21 protein-coding genes and 1 riboswitch are annotated in these 18,980 nt (G+C 35.7%); of the genes, 13 read left to right on the top strand and 8 right to left on the bottom strand.

Annotation, left to right across the window (positions count from 1 at the left end; all coding sequences use genetic code 11):
• The 4 genes from ABH955_RS12970 to ABH955_RS12955 all read left to right on the top strand — a co-directional run bounded on the left by ABH955_RS12970 (position 1) and on the right by ABH955_RS12955 (position 3,293).
• On the top strand, positions 1-1,422 hold the full coding sequence (locus ABH955_RS12970; RefSeq protein ID WP_002011586.1) for a LutB/LldF family L-lactate oxidation iron-sulfur protein: 1,422 nt from the start codon (positions 1-3) through the stop codon (positions 1,420-1,422).
• On the top strand, positions 1,422-2,132 hold the full coding sequence (locus ABH955_RS12965; protein ID WP_002126142.1) for a LutC/YkgG family protein: 711 nt from the start codon (positions 1,422-1,424) through the stop codon (positions 2,130-2,132). The genes ABH955_RS12970 and ABH955_RS12965 overlap by 1 nt, the downstream gene beginning before the upstream one ends.
• Before the next feature lie 112 nt (positions 2,133-2,244).
• The gene (locus ABH955_RS12960) at positions 2,245-2,967 is read left to right on the top strand and encodes a prepilin peptidase (protein ID WP_242309976.1); all 723 of its coding nucleotides are present in this window, start codon (positions 2,245-2,247) and stop codon (positions 2,965-2,967) included.
• 14 nt (positions 2,968-2,981) lie between these two features.
• Positions 2,982-3,293: a cyclic-phosphate processing receiver domain-containing protein gene (locus ABH955_RS12955; protein ID WP_002064363.1), complete on the top strand. Its 312-nt coding sequence runs from the start codon at positions 2,982-2,984 to the stop codon at positions 3,291-3,293.
• 27 nt (positions 3,294-3,320) lie between these two features.
• On the opposite strand, the gene ABH955_RS12950 is transcribed toward ABH955_RS12955, so the two are convergent.
• The 7 genes from ABH955_RS12950 to phaQ all read right to left on the bottom strand — a co-directional run bounded on the left by ABH955_RS12950 (position 3,321) and on the right by phaQ (position 8,792).
• On the bottom strand, positions 3,321-4,172 hold the full coding sequence (locus ABH955_RS12950; protein WP_404457276.1) for a formate/nitrite transporter family protein: 852 nt from the start codon (positions 4,170-4,172) through the stop codon (positions 3,321-3,323).
• A gap of 209 nt (positions 4,173-4,381) precedes the next feature.
• Entirely contained in the window at positions 4,382-5,176 is a 795-nt protein-coding gene (locus ABH955_RS12945; protein ID WP_113936968.1) for a TerC family protein, read from the bottom strand.
• A 77-nt stretch (positions 5,177-5,253) separates the two neighbouring features.
• Positions 5,254-5,428, bottom strand: a riboswitch (yybP-ykoY riboswitch).
• 38 nt (positions 5,429-5,466) lie between these two features.
• Positions 5,467-6,786 carry a TrkH family potassium uptake protein gene (locus tag ABH955_RS12940; protein ID WP_113936969.1) on the bottom strand — a complete coding sequence of 440 codons (1,320 nt, stop codon included), beginning with the start codon at positions 6,784-6,786 and terminating at the stop codon, positions 5,467-5,469.
• 113 nt (positions 6,787-6,899) lie between these two features.
• Positions 6,900-7,085, bottom strand: a complete 186-nt coding sequence (locus tag ABH955_RS12935) for an alpha/beta-type small acid-soluble spore protein (protein ID WP_000241212.1) — start codon at positions 7,083-7,085, stop codon at positions 6,900-6,902.
• A 142-nt stretch (positions 7,086-7,227) separates the two neighbouring features.
• The gene (locus tag ABH955_RS12930) at positions 7,228-7,671 is read right to left on the bottom strand and encodes a MaoC family dehydratase (protein WP_404457278.1); all 444 of its coding nucleotides are present in this window, start codon (positions 7,669-7,671) and stop codon (positions 7,228-7,230) included.
• 101 nt (positions 7,672-7,772) lie between these two features.
• Positions 7,773-8,297 carry a polyhydroxyalkanoic acid inclusion protein PhaP gene (gene phaP, locus ABH955_RS12925; protein ID WP_002011575.1) on the bottom strand — a complete coding sequence of 175 codons (525 nt, stop codon included), beginning with the start codon at positions 8,295-8,297 and terminating at the stop codon, positions 7,773-7,775.
• A 42-nt stretch (positions 8,298-8,339) separates the two neighbouring features.
• The gene (gene phaQ / locus ABH955_RS12920) at positions 8,340-8,792 is read right to left on the bottom strand and encodes a poly-beta-hydroxybutyrate-responsive repressor (RefSeq protein WP_000903018.1); all 453 of its coding nucleotides are present in this window, start codon (positions 8,790-8,792) and stop codon (positions 8,340-8,342) included.
• A gap of 198 nt (positions 8,793-8,990) precedes the next feature.
• Between phaQ and phaR the strand changes: the two genes are divergently transcribed.
• From phaR to ABH955_RS12895, 5 genes are all read left to right on the top strand, one after another.
• Positions 8,991-9,476, top strand: a complete 486-nt coding sequence (gene phaR / locus ABH955_RS12915; protein ID WP_113936970.1) for a polyhydroxyalkanoic acid synthase subunit PhaR — start codon at positions 8,991-8,993, stop codon at positions 9,474-9,476.
• Positions 9,477-9,628: 152 nt separating this feature from the next.
• Positions 9,629-10,372: an acetoacetyl-CoA reductase gene (locus ABH955_RS12910; RefSeq protein WP_000250406.1), complete on the top strand. Its 744-nt coding sequence runs from the start codon at positions 9,629-9,631 to the stop codon at positions 10,370-10,372.
• 83 nt (positions 10,373-10,455) lie between these two features.
• Positions 10,456-11,541, top strand: coding sequence for a class III poly(R)-hydroxyalkanoic acid synthase subunit PhaC (gene phaC, locus ABH955_RS12905; protein ID WP_002011573.1), 1,086 nt, complete (start codon positions 10,456-10,458; stop codon positions 11,539-11,541).
• Positions 11,542-11,635: 94 nt separating this feature from the next.
• A complete protein-coding gene (locus ABH955_RS12900) occupies positions 11,636-12,829 on the top strand; it encodes an NAD(P)/FAD-dependent oxidoreductase (RefSeq protein WP_002011571.1) in 1,194 nt (397 codons plus the stop codon).
• Between the two features lie 25 nt (positions 12,830-12,854).
• On the top strand, positions 12,855-14,204 hold the full coding sequence (locus tag ABH955_RS12895; protein WP_002011570.1) for a TrkH family potassium uptake protein: 1,350 nt from the start codon (positions 12,855-12,857) through the stop codon (positions 14,202-14,204).
• 39 nt (positions 14,205-14,243) lie between these two features.
• On the opposite strand, the gene ABH955_RS12890 is transcribed toward ABH955_RS12895, so the two are convergent.
• Entirely contained in the window at positions 14,244-14,627 is a 384-nt protein-coding gene (locus tag ABH955_RS12890; protein WP_002011568.1) for a DUF3905 domain-containing protein, read from the bottom strand.
• A 97-nt stretch (positions 14,628-14,724) separates the two neighbouring features.
• Between ABH955_RS12890 and ABH955_RS12885 the strand changes: the two genes are divergently transcribed.
• The 4 genes from ABH955_RS12885 to ABH955_RS12870 all read left to right on the top strand — a co-directional run bounded on the left by ABH955_RS12885 (position 14,725) and on the right by ABH955_RS12870 (position 18,964).
• A complete protein-coding gene (locus ABH955_RS12885) occupies positions 14,725-14,880 on the top strand; it encodes a hypothetical protein (RefSeq protein WP_002011566.1) in 156 nt (51 codons plus the stop codon).
• 228 nt (positions 14,881-15,108) lie between these two features.
• Positions 15,109-16,185 (top strand): putative 2-aminoethylphosphonate ABC transporter substrate-binding protein, encoded by a 1,077-nt coding sequence (locus ABH955_RS12880; protein ID WP_113936972.1) that lies wholly within the window; start codon positions 15,109-15,111, stop codon positions 16,183-16,185.
• A 19-nt stretch (positions 16,186-16,204) separates the two neighbouring features.
• The gene (locus tag ABH955_RS12875; RefSeq protein WP_404491157.1) at positions 16,205-17,206 is read left to right on the top strand and encodes a putative 2-aminoethylphosphonate ABC transporter ATP-binding protein; all 1,002 of its coding nucleotides are present in this window, start codon (positions 16,205-16,207) and stop codon (positions 17,204-17,206) included.
• A complete protein-coding gene (locus ABH955_RS12870) occupies positions 17,207-18,964 on the top strand; it encodes a putative 2-aminoethylphosphonate ABC transporter permease subunit (protein WP_404457283.1) in 1,758 nt (585 codons plus the stop codon).
• Positions 18,965-18,980: the final 16 nt, after the last annotated feature.

Raw genomic sequence — 18,980 nt, 5'->3', positions numbered from 1 at the left:
ATGTCTATGAAAATCAGTGAGAAAAAATTTAATGATCGCGTTGGCGATGGAATTCAAGATTCGTTTATGCGCGGAGCGGTATCTTCTGCACAAACGCGTTTATATACAAATCGATTAAAAGCAGCTGACGAGTTGGGAAACTGGGAAGAGTGGCGTGAACTAGGTGAACAAATTCGTCAACATACGTTAGAAAATCTTGATTATTATTTAATGCAGTTAAGTGAAAATGTATCAAAAAGAGGCGGTCACGTTTACTTTGCGAAAACGAAAGAGGATGCAGCAAAGTATATTCAAGACGTTGCAAAAAAGAAACAAGCGAAGAAAGTTGTAAAATCAAAATCAATGGTAACTGAAGAAATTAGTATGAATCATGCCCTTGAAGAGATTGGTTGTGAAGTGTTAGAGAGTGACTTAGGAGAGTATATCTTGCAAGTAGATAACGATCCACCATCACATATTATTGCGCCTGCACTTCATAAAAACAGAACGCAAATTCGTGATGTATTTAAAGAAAAACTTGGATATGAAAATTCTGATGATCCATACGAAATGACAAAGTTTGTTCGTAAACAACTTCGTGAGAAATTTATGGATGCAGAAATTGGTGTGACAGGTTGTAACTTCGCTGTTGCAAATACTGGCTCTCTTTGTTTAGTGACGAACGAAGGTAATGCCGATCTTGTCATGTCGATTCCGAAAACACAAATTGCAGTAATGGGTATGGAACGTATGGTTCCGACAATGGAAGAATTAGATGTTTTAGTTGGTTTACTATGTCGTAGTGCGGTAGGTCAAAAATTAACAAGTTATGTAACAGTAGCAGGACCAATTCAAGAGGAAGAGGTAGATGGACCAGAAGAGTTTCATTTAGTCGTTGTTGATAATGGCCGCTCTCAAATTCTTGGATCGGAATTCCGTTCAATATTGCAATGTATTCGTTGTGCCGCTTGTGTTAACGTATGTCCCGTATATCGTCACGTTGGTGGACATTCGTATGGATCTATTTATTCAGGACCAATCGGTGCGGTATTAACACCACTTTTAGGTGGGTATGACGATTACAAAGAGCTTCCTTATGCATCTAGTTTATGCGGAGCATGTACAGAAGCTTGTCCAGTAAAAATTCCATTACATGATTTATTATTAAAACATCGTCAAGTCATCGTTGAGCAAGAAGGTCGTGCCCCACTTGCAGAAAAATTAGCAATGAAAATGTTTAGTATGGGTGCTTCTTCAGCAGCTTTATATAAAATGGGATCGAAAATGGCACCGGCAGCAATGAGTCCATTTACATCTGGTAACCGTGTATCAAAAGGTGTTGGACCACTTAAAAACTGGACGGATATTCGTGAATTCCCAGCTCCAAGTAAAGAACGATTCCGTGATTGGTATAAAGATCATAAGAAAGGCGGGGACAAATAATGACAGGATTAATTCAAAACCGTGAGTCCTTTCTAGATAATATCGCAAAAGAACTTGGGCGCGCGCGTAAAACAGAAGGCGTAGAACGTCCAGCATGGAAAAGTAATGTGAATGTAGAAACGTTAAAAGATTATTCACAAGAAGAATTGTTAGAAGTATTTAAAAAGCAATGTACAAACATTCATACAACTGTTGTGGAAACGACAAACGACCGCTTACGTGAAGATATTCAAAAAGTAATCGTTGAAAACGGCGGAGGACCTATTATATTATCAGCAGATGAACGTTTTGATTCCTATGGATTGACTTCTTTATTTAAAGAAGAGCTTCCAAAGCAAAATGTTGAGGTAAATGTATGGGATCCTGAGAAAAAAGAAGAGAATATGCGTATAGCGGAAAAAGCGAATATCGGTATTGCATTTAGTGATTATACTTTAGCTGAATCTGGTACGATTGTTGTACAAAGTCATAAAGGACAAGGGCGTTCTTTACACTTTTTACCGACTGTATACTTTGCTATTATTCCACGTGAAACACTTGTACCGCGTATTACACAAGCAGTTCAACATATGAACTCACGTGTGGAAAAAGGTGAAGCAGTCGCATCTTGTATTAACTTTATTACAGGACCAAGTAACTCTGCGGATATTGAAATGAATCTTGTTGTCGGAGTACACGGGCCATTAAAAGCAGTATATTTCATCGTATAAAATAGGGGAAAGCAGGCCGGAAAACGGCCTGCTTTTTTAATAGAATAAAGATAATATGAAGTAGAAGTTCTCTCCTTTTTTTGTTATGTTCTTTTGGAAAGGAGAGGAAGGGATGTTCACTTATTTATATGCATTGTTAATAGGTATGGTGTTTGGTTCTTTTTTTATGGTGATTGCGATGAGAGTCCCAGTAGGGGAATCTATTATTACACCGCGTTCGTACTGTCATTACTGCAAGTATACGTTACAGCCGAAAGAACTTATTCCAATCATTTCATTTTGTATACAAAAAGGGCGTTGTACGAATTGTAAAAGGAAAATCTCAAGTTTGTACATAGTATTTGAATTTGTTACAGGCAGTTTATTTTTTCTTACTGTATATGTAATTGGAATGGAACGAGAGCTCATCATCATTTTATCGCTTTTTTCGTTACTTCTAATTATTTCAGTTACAGATTTAGTATATATGCTAATACCTAATCGTATTTTAATTTGGTTTGCGCTTTTGCTTATTTTAGAATGTATTTTTGTACCGTTAGTTACTTGGATAGATAGTTTAGCTGGCAGTGGAACTATATTCATTTTGTTATATTGCATGCAAAAGATTTATCCAGATGGTCTTGGCGGAGGTGATGTAAAATTACTTTCGTTACTCGGATGTATAGTCGGAGTGAAAGGGGTTTTTATAACTTTATTTTTAGCATCTTGCTTTAGTCTTTGTTTTTTCGGAATAGGTATAGCGCTAAAGCGTATAAAAATAAGAACTCCAATTCCGTTTGGACCTTTTATTAGCCTTGGAGCAATATGTTATGTGTTGGTCACATATGCAAAATAGAGAGGAGATAGAAAATGAATGTATATATGGATGATCAAAGAAGTTGCCCATACGGATATGTTTTGGCAACTACAGTAGAATCTGCCTTGCAAATTGTTAGGGACAATGAGGTAAATATTATTTCCCTTGATTATAATATGGGATGGCGACAAAAAAGTGGGTTAGATTTCGTAGAAGCTTTCTGCAACGAAGGTTTATATGTTAATGAAATTCACCTTCATACAAATGATGTCATCGGTATGCATCAGATGAAAAAGAGCATAGAGAGAGGGAAGGAAAACGGGGAAATTAATCCTTATATTGCCTTGAAATATGTAGGGAGCTAAAAACTCCAAAGTGAAACTTTGGAGTTTTTAATGTTTCATATGTGCTTGTAAAGGAATAATTTCCTCTGTTTGAGCTCCAACTAATTGAGTTTTCTCTTGTTCAACAACAGGTGCTTTCTTTGTTAAGTAATGATATACCATACCGACAAATACGGATCCGCCAATAATGTTACCGATTGTAACTGGAATTAAGTTATGAATAGCGCCCGCAAAAGAAATTGTCTCAGGATGTGGTGATACTAAAGATAAAGCAAACAGTGATAAGTTAGCAATGCTATGCTCATAACCAGATAAAAAGAAAGTGAAAACGAGCATCATCATCATTAATATTTTGGCTGTGTCACCTTTCACTTGAGAAGGTAAGAAGCAGGCAAGACATACGAGCCAGTTACATAAAATCGCTTTAAAGAATAATTGCATTGTAGGTGTATTCATCTTTCCTTCAACAACTTTATTCATTAAATGACTGTAATCAATTGCTTCGAAAATTCCAGTTGCGTAAAATAGTAAGGCAAAGAATAAAGCGCCAGCTAAGTTACCTGCATAACAAGCAACCCAGTTGCGAAGTGTATCAGAAATCGTTGTTTCTTTTCTTAAAGTTGCCACTGTGAAGTACATCGTATTGCCAGTAAATAATTCAGCGCCGCCATATATAATAAGTACGAGAGCAATTCCGAAAAACATGGAGGAAGCTAAATATGTTGCTGGTGAATCTGCAATATGAAAAAAGTTACCTAATTTAAAACATAGTACAATAATAAAACCGATATAAATGCCCGCAAGTGCAGCACGAATGAAATATTGCATTGGATTTATATCTAGCATTTGTTTTTTGCTCTTAGCCAGTTTTACAACGTAATCTAATCCTTGTTCTAGCATGAGTAATACGCTCCTTTAATACATCGTCTATAAATACTCCTTATATGAATAAGGTACATGGATTTGTTCATAGTTTCAATAAGTTTGTGCAATGTTTCACAAAAAGGACATACATCTAGAAGGGAAGCGCTTACAAAAGGTAGTATAATGGAATTTTTTCTAAAAATAGAGAGGGGGATTGAAACGAGAAAAAAGAAAAAGCGCTGTAATTACAGCGCTTTTTCGTCTAAATTCTTTTCTACTTTTACTTCTACTTCTTTCGAGAAGAACCAACCGCCAACTGCGATTCCAACTAATACAATCCAGAAAGTAAGTTTCCACGGAGTAGATGTTGGGAATGAATGCGGAATTACATTTAATGCAGGGTGTGCTAATGTATAAACTGCTAATTTCACACCAACCCAACCTACAATTAAGAATGCTGCAGTTTCAAGTCCTGGTTTACGTTTTAAAATTTGTACGAAAGCAGTTGCTGCAAATCGCATAATGATTAATCCGATAAGTCCACCTACAAAGATAACAATGAATTGTCCAGTATCAAGACTACCGATTGTACCTAATCCTGTTTTCGGTAAAGTCATTGCTAATGCAACAGCAGCTAAAATTGAATCAACTGCGAAGGCGATATCAGCAACCTCGACTTTAAATACAGTCCACCAAAAGTTCTCTTGTTTTTTCTTTGCTTCTTTTTCTTCTGTTTCTTCATCTGAATTCTTTTTAACATACGTTTTAAATAAGTGATTACCAGCGATAAACATAAGGTAAATTGCACCGATTGCTTGCACTTGCCATACATCGACTAGGAACGAAATCATAAATAGTGATCCGAATCGGAAAACGAACGCTCCTGCTAATCCATAAAATAGTGCTTTCTTTCGTTTTTCTTCTGGTAAATGTTTTACCATAATTGCGAGAACGAGAGCGTTATCGGCCGCTAAAATCCCCTCTAGTGCAATTAGGATGAGTAATACCCAACCATACTCCAATAATAATGATACATCCATGTAAATTCTCCTCTCATTTCTATAAAGTCTAAACAAGTGAAGAAGTTCCCCACTGTTTAGTTTCCCCATACTCCTGCGCATCAACGGTGGAGGAAATTTGAAAACAAAAAAGACCTCTGCCGTTGATAGGCAAAGGTCTTGCTAGACATATGTAATGAAAATGCCAACAAAGCCGGAAGAACTAAGTTCTACGTAATGACGACTTTGTTTCCAAGAAATAGTTCTTGGACGCTACTCCCCTTTGGAGATATGCTATTGTACTCTCATTATATGGATAATTTATACGGTTGTCAACCTGTTAAAATATCTTCGTTTGGATATTTTATTTTTCTTTGTTTTTTACGTGCAAATGAAAAGGCTAATGTTAAAGGCCCCATCTTTCCAAAAAACATCATAAAGATAATAATTGTTTTGCCGATGATTGTTAAGTGTGGTGTCAAATTCATGCTAAGGCCGACAGTTCCAAATGCTGAAAATACTTCAAAAGCACTCATTAATAAAGGAACCTTCTCAGTGATGCTTAAAATTAAAATGGAAAGAAAAATAAACGAAATTGAAATAATAGTAATCGTTAATGATTTGACAATGAGCGTATCTTTAATGGATTTTTTAAACACGACAATATCATCTTGTTCTTGCAAAAATTTAAATACGCCGAAAAACATAATTAAAAAAGTTGTTAATTTAATCCCACCACCAGTAGAAGCACTGCCAGCACCAATAAACATAAGAAGCATCATTAATAAAAGTGATGGTTTAGATAGAGCGGCAATATCCACTGTATTAAACCCAGCTGTACGAGTCGAGATTGCTTGAAAATAAGCAGCCATACCTTCTTCAAATGGTGTAAATCCTCTCATAGAAAGAGAATTATGGAACTCGAATATAAAAATAAAAGCTGTAGCAATAATATTGATGATTAGAGTAGAAGAGAGCATAAGCTTTGAGTGTAAAGTAAGGTTTTTAAAGTTTTTCTTTCTTTTTATATCTACGATAACCGTAAAACCAATCCCACCTAAAATAATGAGGGAAGAAATAACGAGATTGACGAGAATGCTATGGGAGTGCGGCATTAAATTATCGCTCCACACAGAAAACCCAGCATTGTTAAAGGCTGAGATAGAATGAAAAAAGCTATAATATATACCTTTGGCAACCCCGTATTTTGGTACCCATTCAAAAGAGAGAAGTAAAGTAGCGATACATTCTACAGTAAAAGAAAATAAAAATAACGCTTTTGCAAGACGAATGATTCCGCCGACATTTGTTTGGTTTAATGCTTGTTGTAATAAAATCCGGTTTTGAAGGCCGATTTTTCTGCCGAGCATAATTGCAATTAAAACAGCAAAGCTCATAATGCCAAGCCCGCCAACTTGTATAAGTGTTAAAATGACACATTGGCCAAATAAGGTAAATACTTTACCAGTGTCCACAACACCAAGCCCTGTAACCGTACAAGCAGAAACCGTTGTAAATAAAGCATCGAGCCATGAAATAGACGTTGTTGTAGCAATTGGCAATTTCAATAGGCATGTACCGATAATTGATAGCATAATAAAAGATACAGTAAGAACACGGGGAGGACTCATGCTAATGTTAATCCGTTTCATTTCACATATCGTTCCTTTCGATTTGCTCTTACTAGTATGTGAAGAAGCACTATTATGTATGTTAAAAAAGAAAGAGGCAGAGAATATCTGCCTCTAAGCCATAGGTTATATAGTTATCCGCGTAATTGTTGTTGAGCTAAAGCAACAAGACGTTTCGTTACTTCACCGCCAACTGATCCGTTAGAACGAGATGCTGTATTAGATCCTAAGCTTACACCGAATTCTTGTGCGATTTCATATTTGAATTGTTCAAGTGCTTGCTCTGCACCCGGAACTAGTAATTTGTTTGTTTTCACCATGTTGATACACATCCTTAAAGAGTAATCCAGTTTAGCTAAGTGCTATCTGGTAATGTTATTTTATGTGTAAACGACGTACTCATACACGGAAGTAAACGGTGTGATTAGAAGTTCTTGGATAGAAAAAAGAGTAGCAAATTTGCTACTCTTTTTTCAGTATTGTCGCTGTACCTTCTACGACAATATCATCAGATTGATTATATATGTTTGTTTGCAATGTGATAATTTTTTTATCGTCCCGTTTTTTAATAACTTCTGCCACAACGCGAAGTGTATCACCGATTTTGACAGGAGCACGGAATGAAACGTTTTGTGATAAATAAATCGTATTTTTGCCAGGAAGTTTCGTTCCAAGAATGGTAGAAATAAAACTTGAAACGAGCATGCCATGGGCAATACGTTCTTTGAACATTGTCGTTTTTGCAAAAGAGTCTAGAATGTGAATAGGATTTACATCTCCAGTCAATTTTGCAAAATTGATAACGTCCTCATCCGTAATATTTTTTGTAAGTGATGCTTGATCACCGACTTGAATCTCATCGTAACGAAGCTCCGGAACAGTTTGTGCTTCTTGAAATGGATTCATTTTGTCCTCCTTCTTTTCCATATCGAAAAATGTAAGCCATCTTGATGTAGTAGGAGGAAGAAAGAGTTTTGTTTGTGCTGCAGTTAGTTGCCACATTTTTCTTACTTGATGGAAGTAAATAGATTTTTTGAGTTTTCCTCGAACTGCTTTGCGAGTTCTAGTTGTTTGGACTTGAACTCTCCCAAAAAAACTTCTAACTGTTTTTGAACCTCTTCACGTTGCGACTGTTGTTGTTCGATAAAGTGTTTTGTTGTTTCTTCAAATTGGCCGCTAGTTTGAGTAAGAATAGACAAAGATGTTTTCGTAGGCGAAACAGTAAGTTGGTGCATTTGATTAGAAAGCTCATTCCACTTTTCTTGCCACTCGTTAATTTGATCATTTAAGGAGTTTCCAGTTAATTGCTTCACATAGTCTGTATATTGGTTATTGAACTGAGCAGTGAATTGGTGTAGTTCTTTTTCTAGTTCATCTACTCCTGATGTTAATTTATGCAAAGCGTCTTGTTGTTGTTTTAACGTTTCTAAAGTAAGTTGCTCTAATTGTTTCCCAGCTGAAGAGAAGAGGGAAAGAGATTGAGACCAGTTTTTCCAAAATGCATCGACTAATTCGTATGGCTTAGTTTCCATTGTTTGACCTCCAAATGTTTTTTTGCATATTGTGAACGCAGATTACTCTGCTGTACCACCAGGTGAAGATGAAGAATCCTTTTCATCCTTTTCTGGAGAAGTAGAAAATGGAAAGAATGCATTGGTGTATAACGTGAAAAACGTCCGCAACATATTTTGATAATGTTCAAAAGAAGTCGCACATGTTGTTAAATATTGCTCTCCATATTCTGTTAAAGAATAAATTCGTTTCGCTGGCCCGCCTTCGCTTGTATCCCAAGTAGAAGAAATAAGATTTTCTTTTTCTAATTTGCGTAGTGTCCTATACACATTACCTTGGTCAACAGAAGAAAAGCCGATGTCCATTAGCATTTGAATAAGTTTGTAACCATGAAGACTCCAGTCTTTTAGACAGAGAAGTAAGAAAGGAACTAAGAAGTTTTTTGGCATGGAGTTTGGTTGTTTCGCTTGGTTTTTTTCCAAACTTTCTGGGTGTTCTGGTTCATTATGTAGCATGATTGTGCATCACCTCATGAATCAGTTAGATGGAATTTTTTGCTTATAAGTGCAATTTACACCTATCTGTTTTTAATGTCAATACATTTGTTAGAAAATAAAGAAAAATAAAATATATACTTGAAGTTTTATTCGGAATATTAGAAAATAGTGAATAGGTTGAATTGTTTCAAAAACGAAAAAGGGAGTGTAGTCGAAGTGATTGATCAAAAATTCGATCCATTGCAAGCATGGAAAAATGCTTATGAACAAACCGAAACATTTTGGGGAAAAGCGCTCAATGAAACAATTAAAACAGAAGAATATTCTGCTTGGATGGGCAGCGTTCTAGATTTGAATTTGTTTTATCAAAAAGCATTAAATGATACGACAAAAAATTATTTAGAACAGGTGAATGTGCCGACGAGAGAGGATATCGCTAGAGTAGCTACGCTTGTTATTAACTTAGAAAATAAAGTTGATAATATCGAGGAAATTCTAGAAGAGAAAGTGGATTCATTAGGACAAGCCCCTACATTAAAGCGTGATGTTACGAAAGTAAAACAAGATATGCGCACGTTAGAAACGAAAGTTGATCAAATTTTAGAATTGCTAGAAAAGCAAAATGCAGTACTAGCTAAACTACAAGTACCTGTAAAAGAAGAAGTAAAGCCTGTAGTAAATAAGCCAGAAAATAAAAAATGATAATCGCGTTTGTTTATAACGTGTAAAAGAGAGAGGGAGAATCTCTTTTCATGTATAAACAACGAAACATAATTAATATATGGACTCAATTAGTATGAGTACCAAAATGATTCATAACAATCGTTCACAAATTCATTTAAGGGGGAAAAGAAATGGTTCAATTAAATGGCAAAGTAGCAATCGTAACAGGTGGGGCAAAAGGAATTGGAAAAGCAATTACAGTAGCATTAGCAGAAGAGGGAGCAAAAGTAGTTATTAACTATAACAGCAGTAAAGAAGCAGCTGAAAACTTAGTAAATGAATTAGGAAAAGAAGGACATGACGTTTATGCAGTTCAAGCGGATGTTTCTAAAGTAGAAGATGCAAACAGACTTGTAGAAGAAGCTGTGAATCATTTTGGTAAAGTTGATATTCTTGTTAATAATGCTGGTATTACAAGAGATCGTACATTCAAAAAATTAAATCGTGAAGATTGGGAGCGCGTAATTGACGTGAACTTAAGCAGTGTATTTAATACGACAAGTGCGGTACTTCCATACATATCGGAAGCAGAAGAAGGAAGAATCATTAGTATTTCTTCTATTATTGGCCAAGCTGGTGGATTTGGACAAACAAACTACTCAGCAGCAAAAGCAGGTATGCTAGGATTTACAAAATCATTAGCGTTAGAACTTGCAAGAACAAATGTAACTGTAAACGCAATTTGCCCAGGATTTATTGATACTGAAATGGTAGCAGAAGTACCAGAAGAAGTGCGTCAAAAAATCGTTGCGAAAATCCCGAAAAAACGTTTTGGTCAAGCTGATGAAATTGCAAAAGGTGTAGTATATCTATGCCGTGACGGTGCGTATATCACAGGTCAGCAATTAAACATTAACGGCGGATTATACATGTAATGAAGTAAGAAAAAAGTGCATATCCATAGCAGGAATGCACTTCTTTTTTTAGAAAGAAATTGACCAAAAAGGAGATAGAAAAAATGACTACATTCGTAACAGAATGGGAAAAGCAATTGGAGTTGTACCCAGAAGAATATCGTAAAGCATATCGCCGTGTGAAAAGAGCGAGCGAAGTTTTATTACGCGAACCAGAACCACAAGTTGGTTTAACACCGAAAGAGGTTATTTGGACGAAGAATAAAACGAAGCTTTATCGTTACATTCCAAAACAAGAAAAAACACAGAGAGTTCCAATCTTATTAATATACGCTCTTATTAATAAACCGTATATTATGGATTTAACTCCAGGTAATAGTTTAGTGGAATATTTAGTAGATCGTGGTTTTGATGTGTATATGCTTGATTGGGGCACATTTGGTTTAGAAGATAGTCATTTGAAATTTGATGATTTCGTGTTCGATTATATTGCAAAAGCAGTGAAAAAAGTAATGAGAACTGCAAAATCGGACGAGATTTCTTTACTTGGTTATTGCATGGGTGGAACGTTAACATCTATTTATGCAGCGCTTCATCCGGACATGCCAATTCGAAACTTGATTTTTATGACAAGTCCTTTTGATTTCTCTGAAACAGGGTTATACGGTCCTTTATTAGATGAGAAATATTTCAATTTAGATAAAGCAGTTGATACATTTGGAAATATTCCACCAGAAATGATTGATTTCGGAAATAAGATGTTAAAACCAATTACAAACTTTGTCGGTCCATATGTTGCTTTAGTCGATCGTTCAGAAAATGAGCGCTTCGTCGAAAGTTGGAAATTAGTTCAAAAGTGGGTAGGCGATGGTATTCCGTTCCCAGGTGAATCGTATAGACAATGGATTCGTGATTTTTATCAAAATAATAAATTAGTGAAGGGTGAACTCGTTATTCGCGGACAAAAGGTAGACCTTGCAAATATTAAGGCGAATGTCTTAAATATTTCTGCGAAGCGTGATCATATCGCTCTGCCATGTCAAGTAGAAGCTTTACTTGATCATATTTCTAGCACAGATAAAGAGTATGTATGTTTACCGACAGGACATATGTCTATTGTGTATGGTGGAACGGCTGTAAAGCAAACATATCCGACGGTTGGAAATTGGCTTGAAGAGCGTTCTAATTAAAGAGAAAAAATCCAACTAGCGTATGTTAGTTGGATTTTTTTATGGAAAATGACGAAACATAGAAAGGAGAAAATTATATGGTAGGAGTATAATTATGAAGCTTATGACTGGTAAGTTGTTTTGGAATTCTGGAGTTTCTGTACCTTGTTATCCAACGTTAGAAAATGATATGATATGTGATGTGCTCGTAATTGGAAGTGGAGAAGCGGGTGCTCATATAGCGTATTCGTTAGCTAAAATTGGAATGCGTGTTATGCTCATTGAAAAAAGAGCAATTGCATGTGGTAGCACAGCTGCAAATACAGGATTATTACAATTTGTTCATGATAAATCGTTAACCTCTCTTATTCATACATTTGGTGAAGAGAAAGGGGTACGAGCATATAGACTTTGTTATGAAGCGCTGCAAACAATGGAGAAGGTTGTGCCAACTCTCGATATTGATCCCCATTTTATTCCGCGAAATAGTTTGTATTATGCAAGTAGAGATGAGGATGTTTCATTTTTACAAGAAGAATATAATACGTTACGCCATTATGGATTTCCGGTTGAATATTTTACAGAGTCTGATATTAAGAAACGTTATTCATTTGCAAAACAAGCAGCGTTATATACAAGCGGTGATGCAGAAGTGAATCCGTATTTATTAGCGCATAGTCTTTTGCATAAAGCGAAACAAATGGGCGCTACTATATACGAACATACAGAGGCATTACATATTAAACAAATCCAAAATGATTTAATTTGTTACACGAATACAGGAAATAAAATAGTAGCAAAGAATATTATTATGGCGACAGGTTATGAAGCAATTTTTGGAAAGAAAGAAAAAAATACAACAGTAGAAACGTCTTATGCCGTTGTGACAAATAAGATAGATTATTTTGAAGGCTGGCATGAGCAATCGTTAATTTGGGAAACAGCACGTCCGTATTTGTATAGTCGAACGTATCAAAACCGCATTGTTATAGGCGGATTAGATGAGGCGCTGAAAATTCAAAAAATCGGCGATACGAAATTATTGCATAAGCGTGATCTTCTTATTAACATTGTAAAAGAAATGTTCCCGCAGTATAAAAATATACGGGCAGAGTACTATTGGGCAGCAGCATTTGGTGGCAGTCATGACGGTCTTCCTATTTTAAAAGAAGATAAAAAAATACATAATTTATATTACGCACTGCCGTATGGGGGAAATGGAACTGTATACGGAATGGTATTTGCGAAACTATTTCAGCAGTTATTTACAAATGAAGAAAGTGATGATTTTTCTTTATTTAATCGATAGAAAAAAAAGGTAGCGAAGTGATGGAATGAGAGATATAAAAAAGTTTTTACAAAAGTTACGTCCCGTACAACTTATCGTTGTATTTTATTTACTAGCAGTAGTCGTATCGGTAATTTTGCTTAGTTTACCATTTGTTACGAAGCCTGAAGTGAAATGGACATTTATCGATGCACTATTTACATCTGTTAGTGCGGTAAGTGTTACGGGACTGTCTGTTGTTACGATTTCAGATACGTTTACAACGGCAGGAATTATTGTTTTAGCCCTTATTTTACAATTAGGCGGATTAGGAATTATGGCGCTTGGTACATTCGTCTGGATTATAACGGGGAAAAAGATTGGTTTGCAAAGAAGAAGATTAATTATGGCAGACCATAACCAAGGGAATTTATCGGGCCTTGTAGAATTGATGCGTTCTATTTTAATTGTAATTATTTCGATAGAACTCATTGGAGCAATACTGTTAGGTACAAGATTCTTACTATATTTCCCGACTTGGCAAGAAGCTTATTTTCACGGTTTCTTTGCCGCTGTGAGCGCAACAACGAACGGAGGATTTGATTTAACAGGACAATCACTTATTCCGTACAAAAAAGATTATATTGTTCAAATGATTCATATGTTGCTTATTATTTTAGGAGCTATCGGTTTCCCAGTGTTAATGGAAGTAAAACAATTCCTTAGTAAAAGGCGACAACAACTATTTCGCTTTTCGTTATTTACAAAATTGACGACAACGACATTTTTTGTACTCGTTATTGTTGGAACAATTATGATTTTTCTATTAGAACGAAATCATTTTTTAGTAGGAAAGTCATGGCATGAAACTGTATTTTATACATTATTCCAATCTGTGACGACGCGAAGTGGAGGACTCGCTACAATGGACATACGTGAATTATCACAACCAACGCTTTTATTTATGAGTATATTAATGTTCATTGGGGCATCTCCAAGTTCAGTTGGGGGCGGAATACGTACAACAACATTTGCAGTTAGTATATTATCGTTATATACATTTGCAAGAGGCGGGAGAACAGTCCGAGTTTTCAAACGCCAGCTACATGAAGAGGACGTGTTGAAAGCATCTGTCGTTATGACGATGGGGATTTTATTATGTGCCTCAGCGCTATTCATTTTATCTATTACGGAAAATGTACCGCTTATGAGCTTAATCGTTGAAGTTTGTTCTGCTTTCGGAACGACGGGACTATCAACAGGTGTTACTCCTGATTTAACAACTGTTGGTAAACTTGTACTTATTGTACTTATGTTTATCGGACGCGTCGGTATTTTGACATTTATTTTAGCTAGTGGTGGAAGAGAGCAACCAGCTCGCTATAAGTACCCGAAAGAGCGAATTATTATTGGATAGTATGAAACCATTCTACCTGAGTTAGGTAGAATGGTTTTTTTAGTCGTTAATTCCGAATTGGGGATGCATAAAAGCATCATTTTTATTATCAACTTCGTTTTTAAGTAATTCTTGATTTTCTTCTGCAATCCATCCGATATCATTTGTAGGATGGATCCATTCTTCCCCAGCCATAATGGCAGGATCTACCTCATCACTCCAATTATTAAGAGGACTGTTAGTGGAATCGTATTTACTGTCTCCAATTACAACATCATATTGATTTATAAAAGGTTGTTGCATCTTTTTGCCTGTGCCTTTAAAAGAAGGAAAGTTCATTTGATGAGGGAGCGTCTCGTCTAAAATTGGCGATTGTATCGTTTCTTTTTCTTTCAAAGTAATCGCTCCTTTTTGTAATGGCTTGTTCGTATGTAGTATTTCCATCTATAAGCTCTTATGTACTTGTTAACACTTCCCAGTAATAATTACTGTAAGTTGTTTCAAACTAGAATAGAAAGTTATTTCGTGAGAGCAGGTGAATATGTTGGTAAAAAGAAAAGTAAAACAAAATGCAGCAATTAATAATAATAAAACTCCGAAAGAAAGCTTACCAGATGCAGAATTTGCATTAGAGTATGAAGGAGAAAATAGTGCGAAGTATGCAAATCGTAATTCAAAAAAAGGTAAACAAAAATGAGGCGTTTTTTACAAACGCCTCATTTTTTTGTGGGATTATAAAGGTTTTTTTAATTATTTGTAAATTTCACGTTTGATATTAGCAGAAAAATGCGAAAAAACATAGAAGTAGCAACGTATTACACAAAAACAAACAACAAACAAAAGATTAATGTTGGTTTAATACTGCTTTTACACTAGTTGTTTATATTAGAGTTGTACATAAGATTTGTAAAAGGAGAGAGAGACAGTGAAAAAAACAATCTTTAAAGCTGTAGCAACTGGAATGGTATTTTCGTTATTAATGGGGTGTGGTGCAAAGAAAGAAGAAAGTGCTGGAGCAAAAGTAAAAGATGATAAATTATCTGGATCATTAACTGTCTACACAGCGATTGAAGAAGAGCTTGTACCAATTTATCTTGATTCTTTTAAACAGAAGTACCCAGACGTGAAGTTGAACATTGTTCGTGATTCAACAGGAGTTATTACAGCGAAATTGCTAGCTGAAGGAAAAAATACACAAGCAGATGTTGTATGGGGAACTGCAGCGTCTAGTCTATTAGCTTTAGAGAAAAAAGATATGTTAAAAGGATACTCTCCAAAAGGAGCAGATCGTGTCCTTCCGCAATTTAAAGACGATAAGAAACCAGAAAAATGGGTAGGAAATACTGCATTTATGACGGGGATTGCTGTAAATAAAGAAGAATTGAAGAAGAAAAATTTACCGATGCCAGAATCATATGAAGATTTAACGAAACCAGAATATAAAGGAACGCTAGTTATGCCGCATCCGGCTTCTTCTGGAACAGGATTTTTAACAGTTTCTGCATGGCTACAAATTATGGGAGAAGATAAGGGCTGGGATTACATGAAGAAACTTCATGATAATATGGCAACTTATACTCATTCAGGTTCAAAACCAGCGAAATTAGCAGGCGCAGGTGAATATCCAGTTGGTGTATCAATGGTTTATAGTGCTTTGAAAGAGAAACAAAAAGGTGCACCAGTTGAAGTTGTACTGCCGAAAGAAGGATTAGGCTGGGAAGTAGAAGCGAACGCACTTATTAAAAAAGATAATGCTAAAAATGATAAATTAGCGCAAGCATTTTTAGATTGGGCAATTACAGATGATGTAATGAAGTTATACTTCGAGAAAAATGGATTTGCGACAATTAAAAATGATTATAAACTTCCAGATGGATTCCCTAAAGATGTGACAGAAAAGTTATATAAAAAGAATGACTTTAAATGGGCAGCAGAAAATCGTGACAAAATTTTAGAAAAATGGGAAAAAGAGTTTGGCCAAAAAGCAGAACCGAAAAAGTAAGTGAGTGGGAGAGAGAAAAATGAGCGAATATTTATCAATTCAACACATTCAAAAACAGTTTGATGCATTTACAGCGTTAAAGGATATTTCTTTTACTGTGAAAAAAAATGAGTTTGTTTGTTTATTAGGCCCAAGTGGTTGTGGGAAAACGACATTGCTCCGAATTTTAGCGGGGCTAGAAGAGGCAACAACAGGTAGTATTGCTGTGAATGGAAAAGATATTACAGCATTACCACCTGGAAAGAGGAACTTCGGAATGGTTTTTCAATCGTATGCATTATTTCCGAATTTAACTGCACTTGAAAACATTGAATACGGCTTAAAAACAAAAAAATATGGAAAAGCAGAAGTAAAAGAAAATGCGCTATCGGCGTTAGAACTTGTTGATTTGCTGAATGTAAAAGATAAATATCCTGCTCAAATGTCTGGTGGACAACAGCAGCGAGTAGCACTTGCACGTGCGCTCGCTCTGTCTCCCGATATTTTGTTACTTGATGAGCCATTATCTGCTTTAGATGCAAAAGTGCGTGAAAAGTTGCGCAGAGAAATGCGTGATTTGCAAGAAAAAGTGGGAGTAACAACTATTATGGTAACGCATGATCAAGAAGAGGCATTAACGATGGCTGATAAAATTGTTGTAATGAATCATGCGGAAATTATGCAGATTGGAACACCAGAGGAGATTTATCAAAGACCAGCCAATCCGTTTGTGGCAGATTTTATTGGTTCTATTAATTTCTTTTCGAAAAATAACGAAGAACATGCAATTCGTCCTGAACATGTAACAGTTGTACAAAATAATGGTATTAAAACAGTTGTAGAAAGCATGGAATTTCGCGGTTCTGTATACCGGACGGAAGTGCGGGTCATAGAAGAGAAAACACACCTTTATAATGAGAAAATTGTAGTGGATATATTGGCATCAGAAGTAGAGGAAACTGCTATTAGAAAAGGAAAGCCAATTCAAATCTCTTTCTTAGAAAATCATATGTTGTCATATGGAAAGAAGGTCATTGTATAGATGGAGATGTTAGAAAACTTTAAGGTAGAAAGTACAAAAAAAAAGATTAAGAGACGTATCGGTAAAGAAGAGTGGATACAAAGACTATTAATTATTGGTATGCTTCTTTCATTTTTTATCATGCTTGTATTGCCTTTATTACAACTGTTTACACAAGCCTTTTATGATAAAGATGGAGCTTTTGTTGGTGTTGCGAATTTCAGTAAATATTTCACAACACCAACGCTAGTTCAATCATTACAAAATACGATATGGATTTCGGGCGCTACAACAATTATTTCGGTTACACTCGCTTTCGCTTACGCATATGCGATCACTCGTACAAATGTTTTTGGAAAGCGCGTATTTCAATACATAGCATTATTACCATTATTCGCACCAACGATGATGCACGGTATTGCGCTTACATATTTATTTGGTAATCAAGGGTTAATAACAAAAGGGATGTTTGGTTTATTTGAAGGAATACAAATACCGTTATACGGACCAGTAGGAATTGTAATGGCTGAAGTTATGTATACATTTCCGCAAGCATTCCTTATTTTATTAATTGCTCTCCAAGGTTCTGATTATCGTTTATATGAAGCTTCTAATATGTTGGGTGCAAGTAAAGTGAAACAGTTTCTTACGGTTACTTTACCTAGTGTGAAATACGGATTAATTAGTGCGATGTTCGTTGTATTTACACTTAGTTTCACTGATTTTGGGGCACCTAAAATTGTTGGAGGACAATATAACGTACTTGCTACTGACGTATATAAGCAAGTAATTGGACAGCAAAATATGTCCATGGGCGCAACTGTCGGAATGATTTTATTGATCCCAGCTATTTTCGCATTTGCAGTTGATCGTATTACGCAAAGAAAACAGGCGAATCTTTTATCTTCAAAAGCAGTACCTTACAGAATAATAAATAATAAGAAAAGAGATGTTATTTCATTCGTATATTGTAGCGTAGTCACGTCTATGATCATTCTTTTATTTGTGGCAGTTGGTATTGCTGCAAGTGTGAAAGTATGGCCCTATAATATGAGCTTTACACTTGAGCATTTTAATTTTTCAAGTTTGACAGGAGACGGACTTGAAGCGTTTAAAAATAGTGTAATTGTCTCAGCCGTTACGGCAGTTATCGGTGCGATTTTAACATTTGTGTTCGCTTATGCGATTGAAAAAATAGAACAGCTACATTTTTTCAGAAAAGTAGGCTACTTTTTTTCTATTGTACCGTTAGCGATTCCTGGATTAGTACTTGGATTAGGATATGTCTTTTTCTTCAGTCAACCAACAATTCAAATTCTAGGACTTTCAGTAACAAATCCGTTTCATTCCTTATATGGCACAATTGCTGTTTTAGTATTAGTAAATATCATACATTTTTACTCTGTAACGTTTGTTACCGCAACGACTGCTTTAAAGAAACTGGACCGAGAGTTTGAACTTGTTTCACAGTCGATGAGTGTACCATTCTATAAAACTTTCTTTCGAGTAACAGTACCGATGTGTTTACCAGCTATTTTAGAAATGGTTATGTACTATTTCGTAAATTCAATGGTAACTGTATCGGCAGTAGTGTTCTTATACGCGGCTGATTTTAAACTAGCTGCTGTATCAATTGTAAATATGGATGATGCAGGAAATGTAGCACCAGCAGCTGCAATGAGTGTACTTATTGTTGTTACAAATATTGTAGTGAGGGTTGTATATGAATGGGGAACGAAAGCACTTCGTAACCGAACGTCACAATGGCAAAAAAGATAAGTAAGAAGGGTGATGG

This window comes from Bacillus sp. RC240 (genome assembly GCF_044907945.1).
Lineage (GTDB): Bacteria > Bacillota > Bacilli > Bacillales > Bacillaceae_G > Bacillus_A > Bacillus_A mycoides.
The sequence above is the reverse complement of the archived record's forward strand: the minus strand, read 5'-3'. Positions and strand labels throughout refer to the sequence as shown.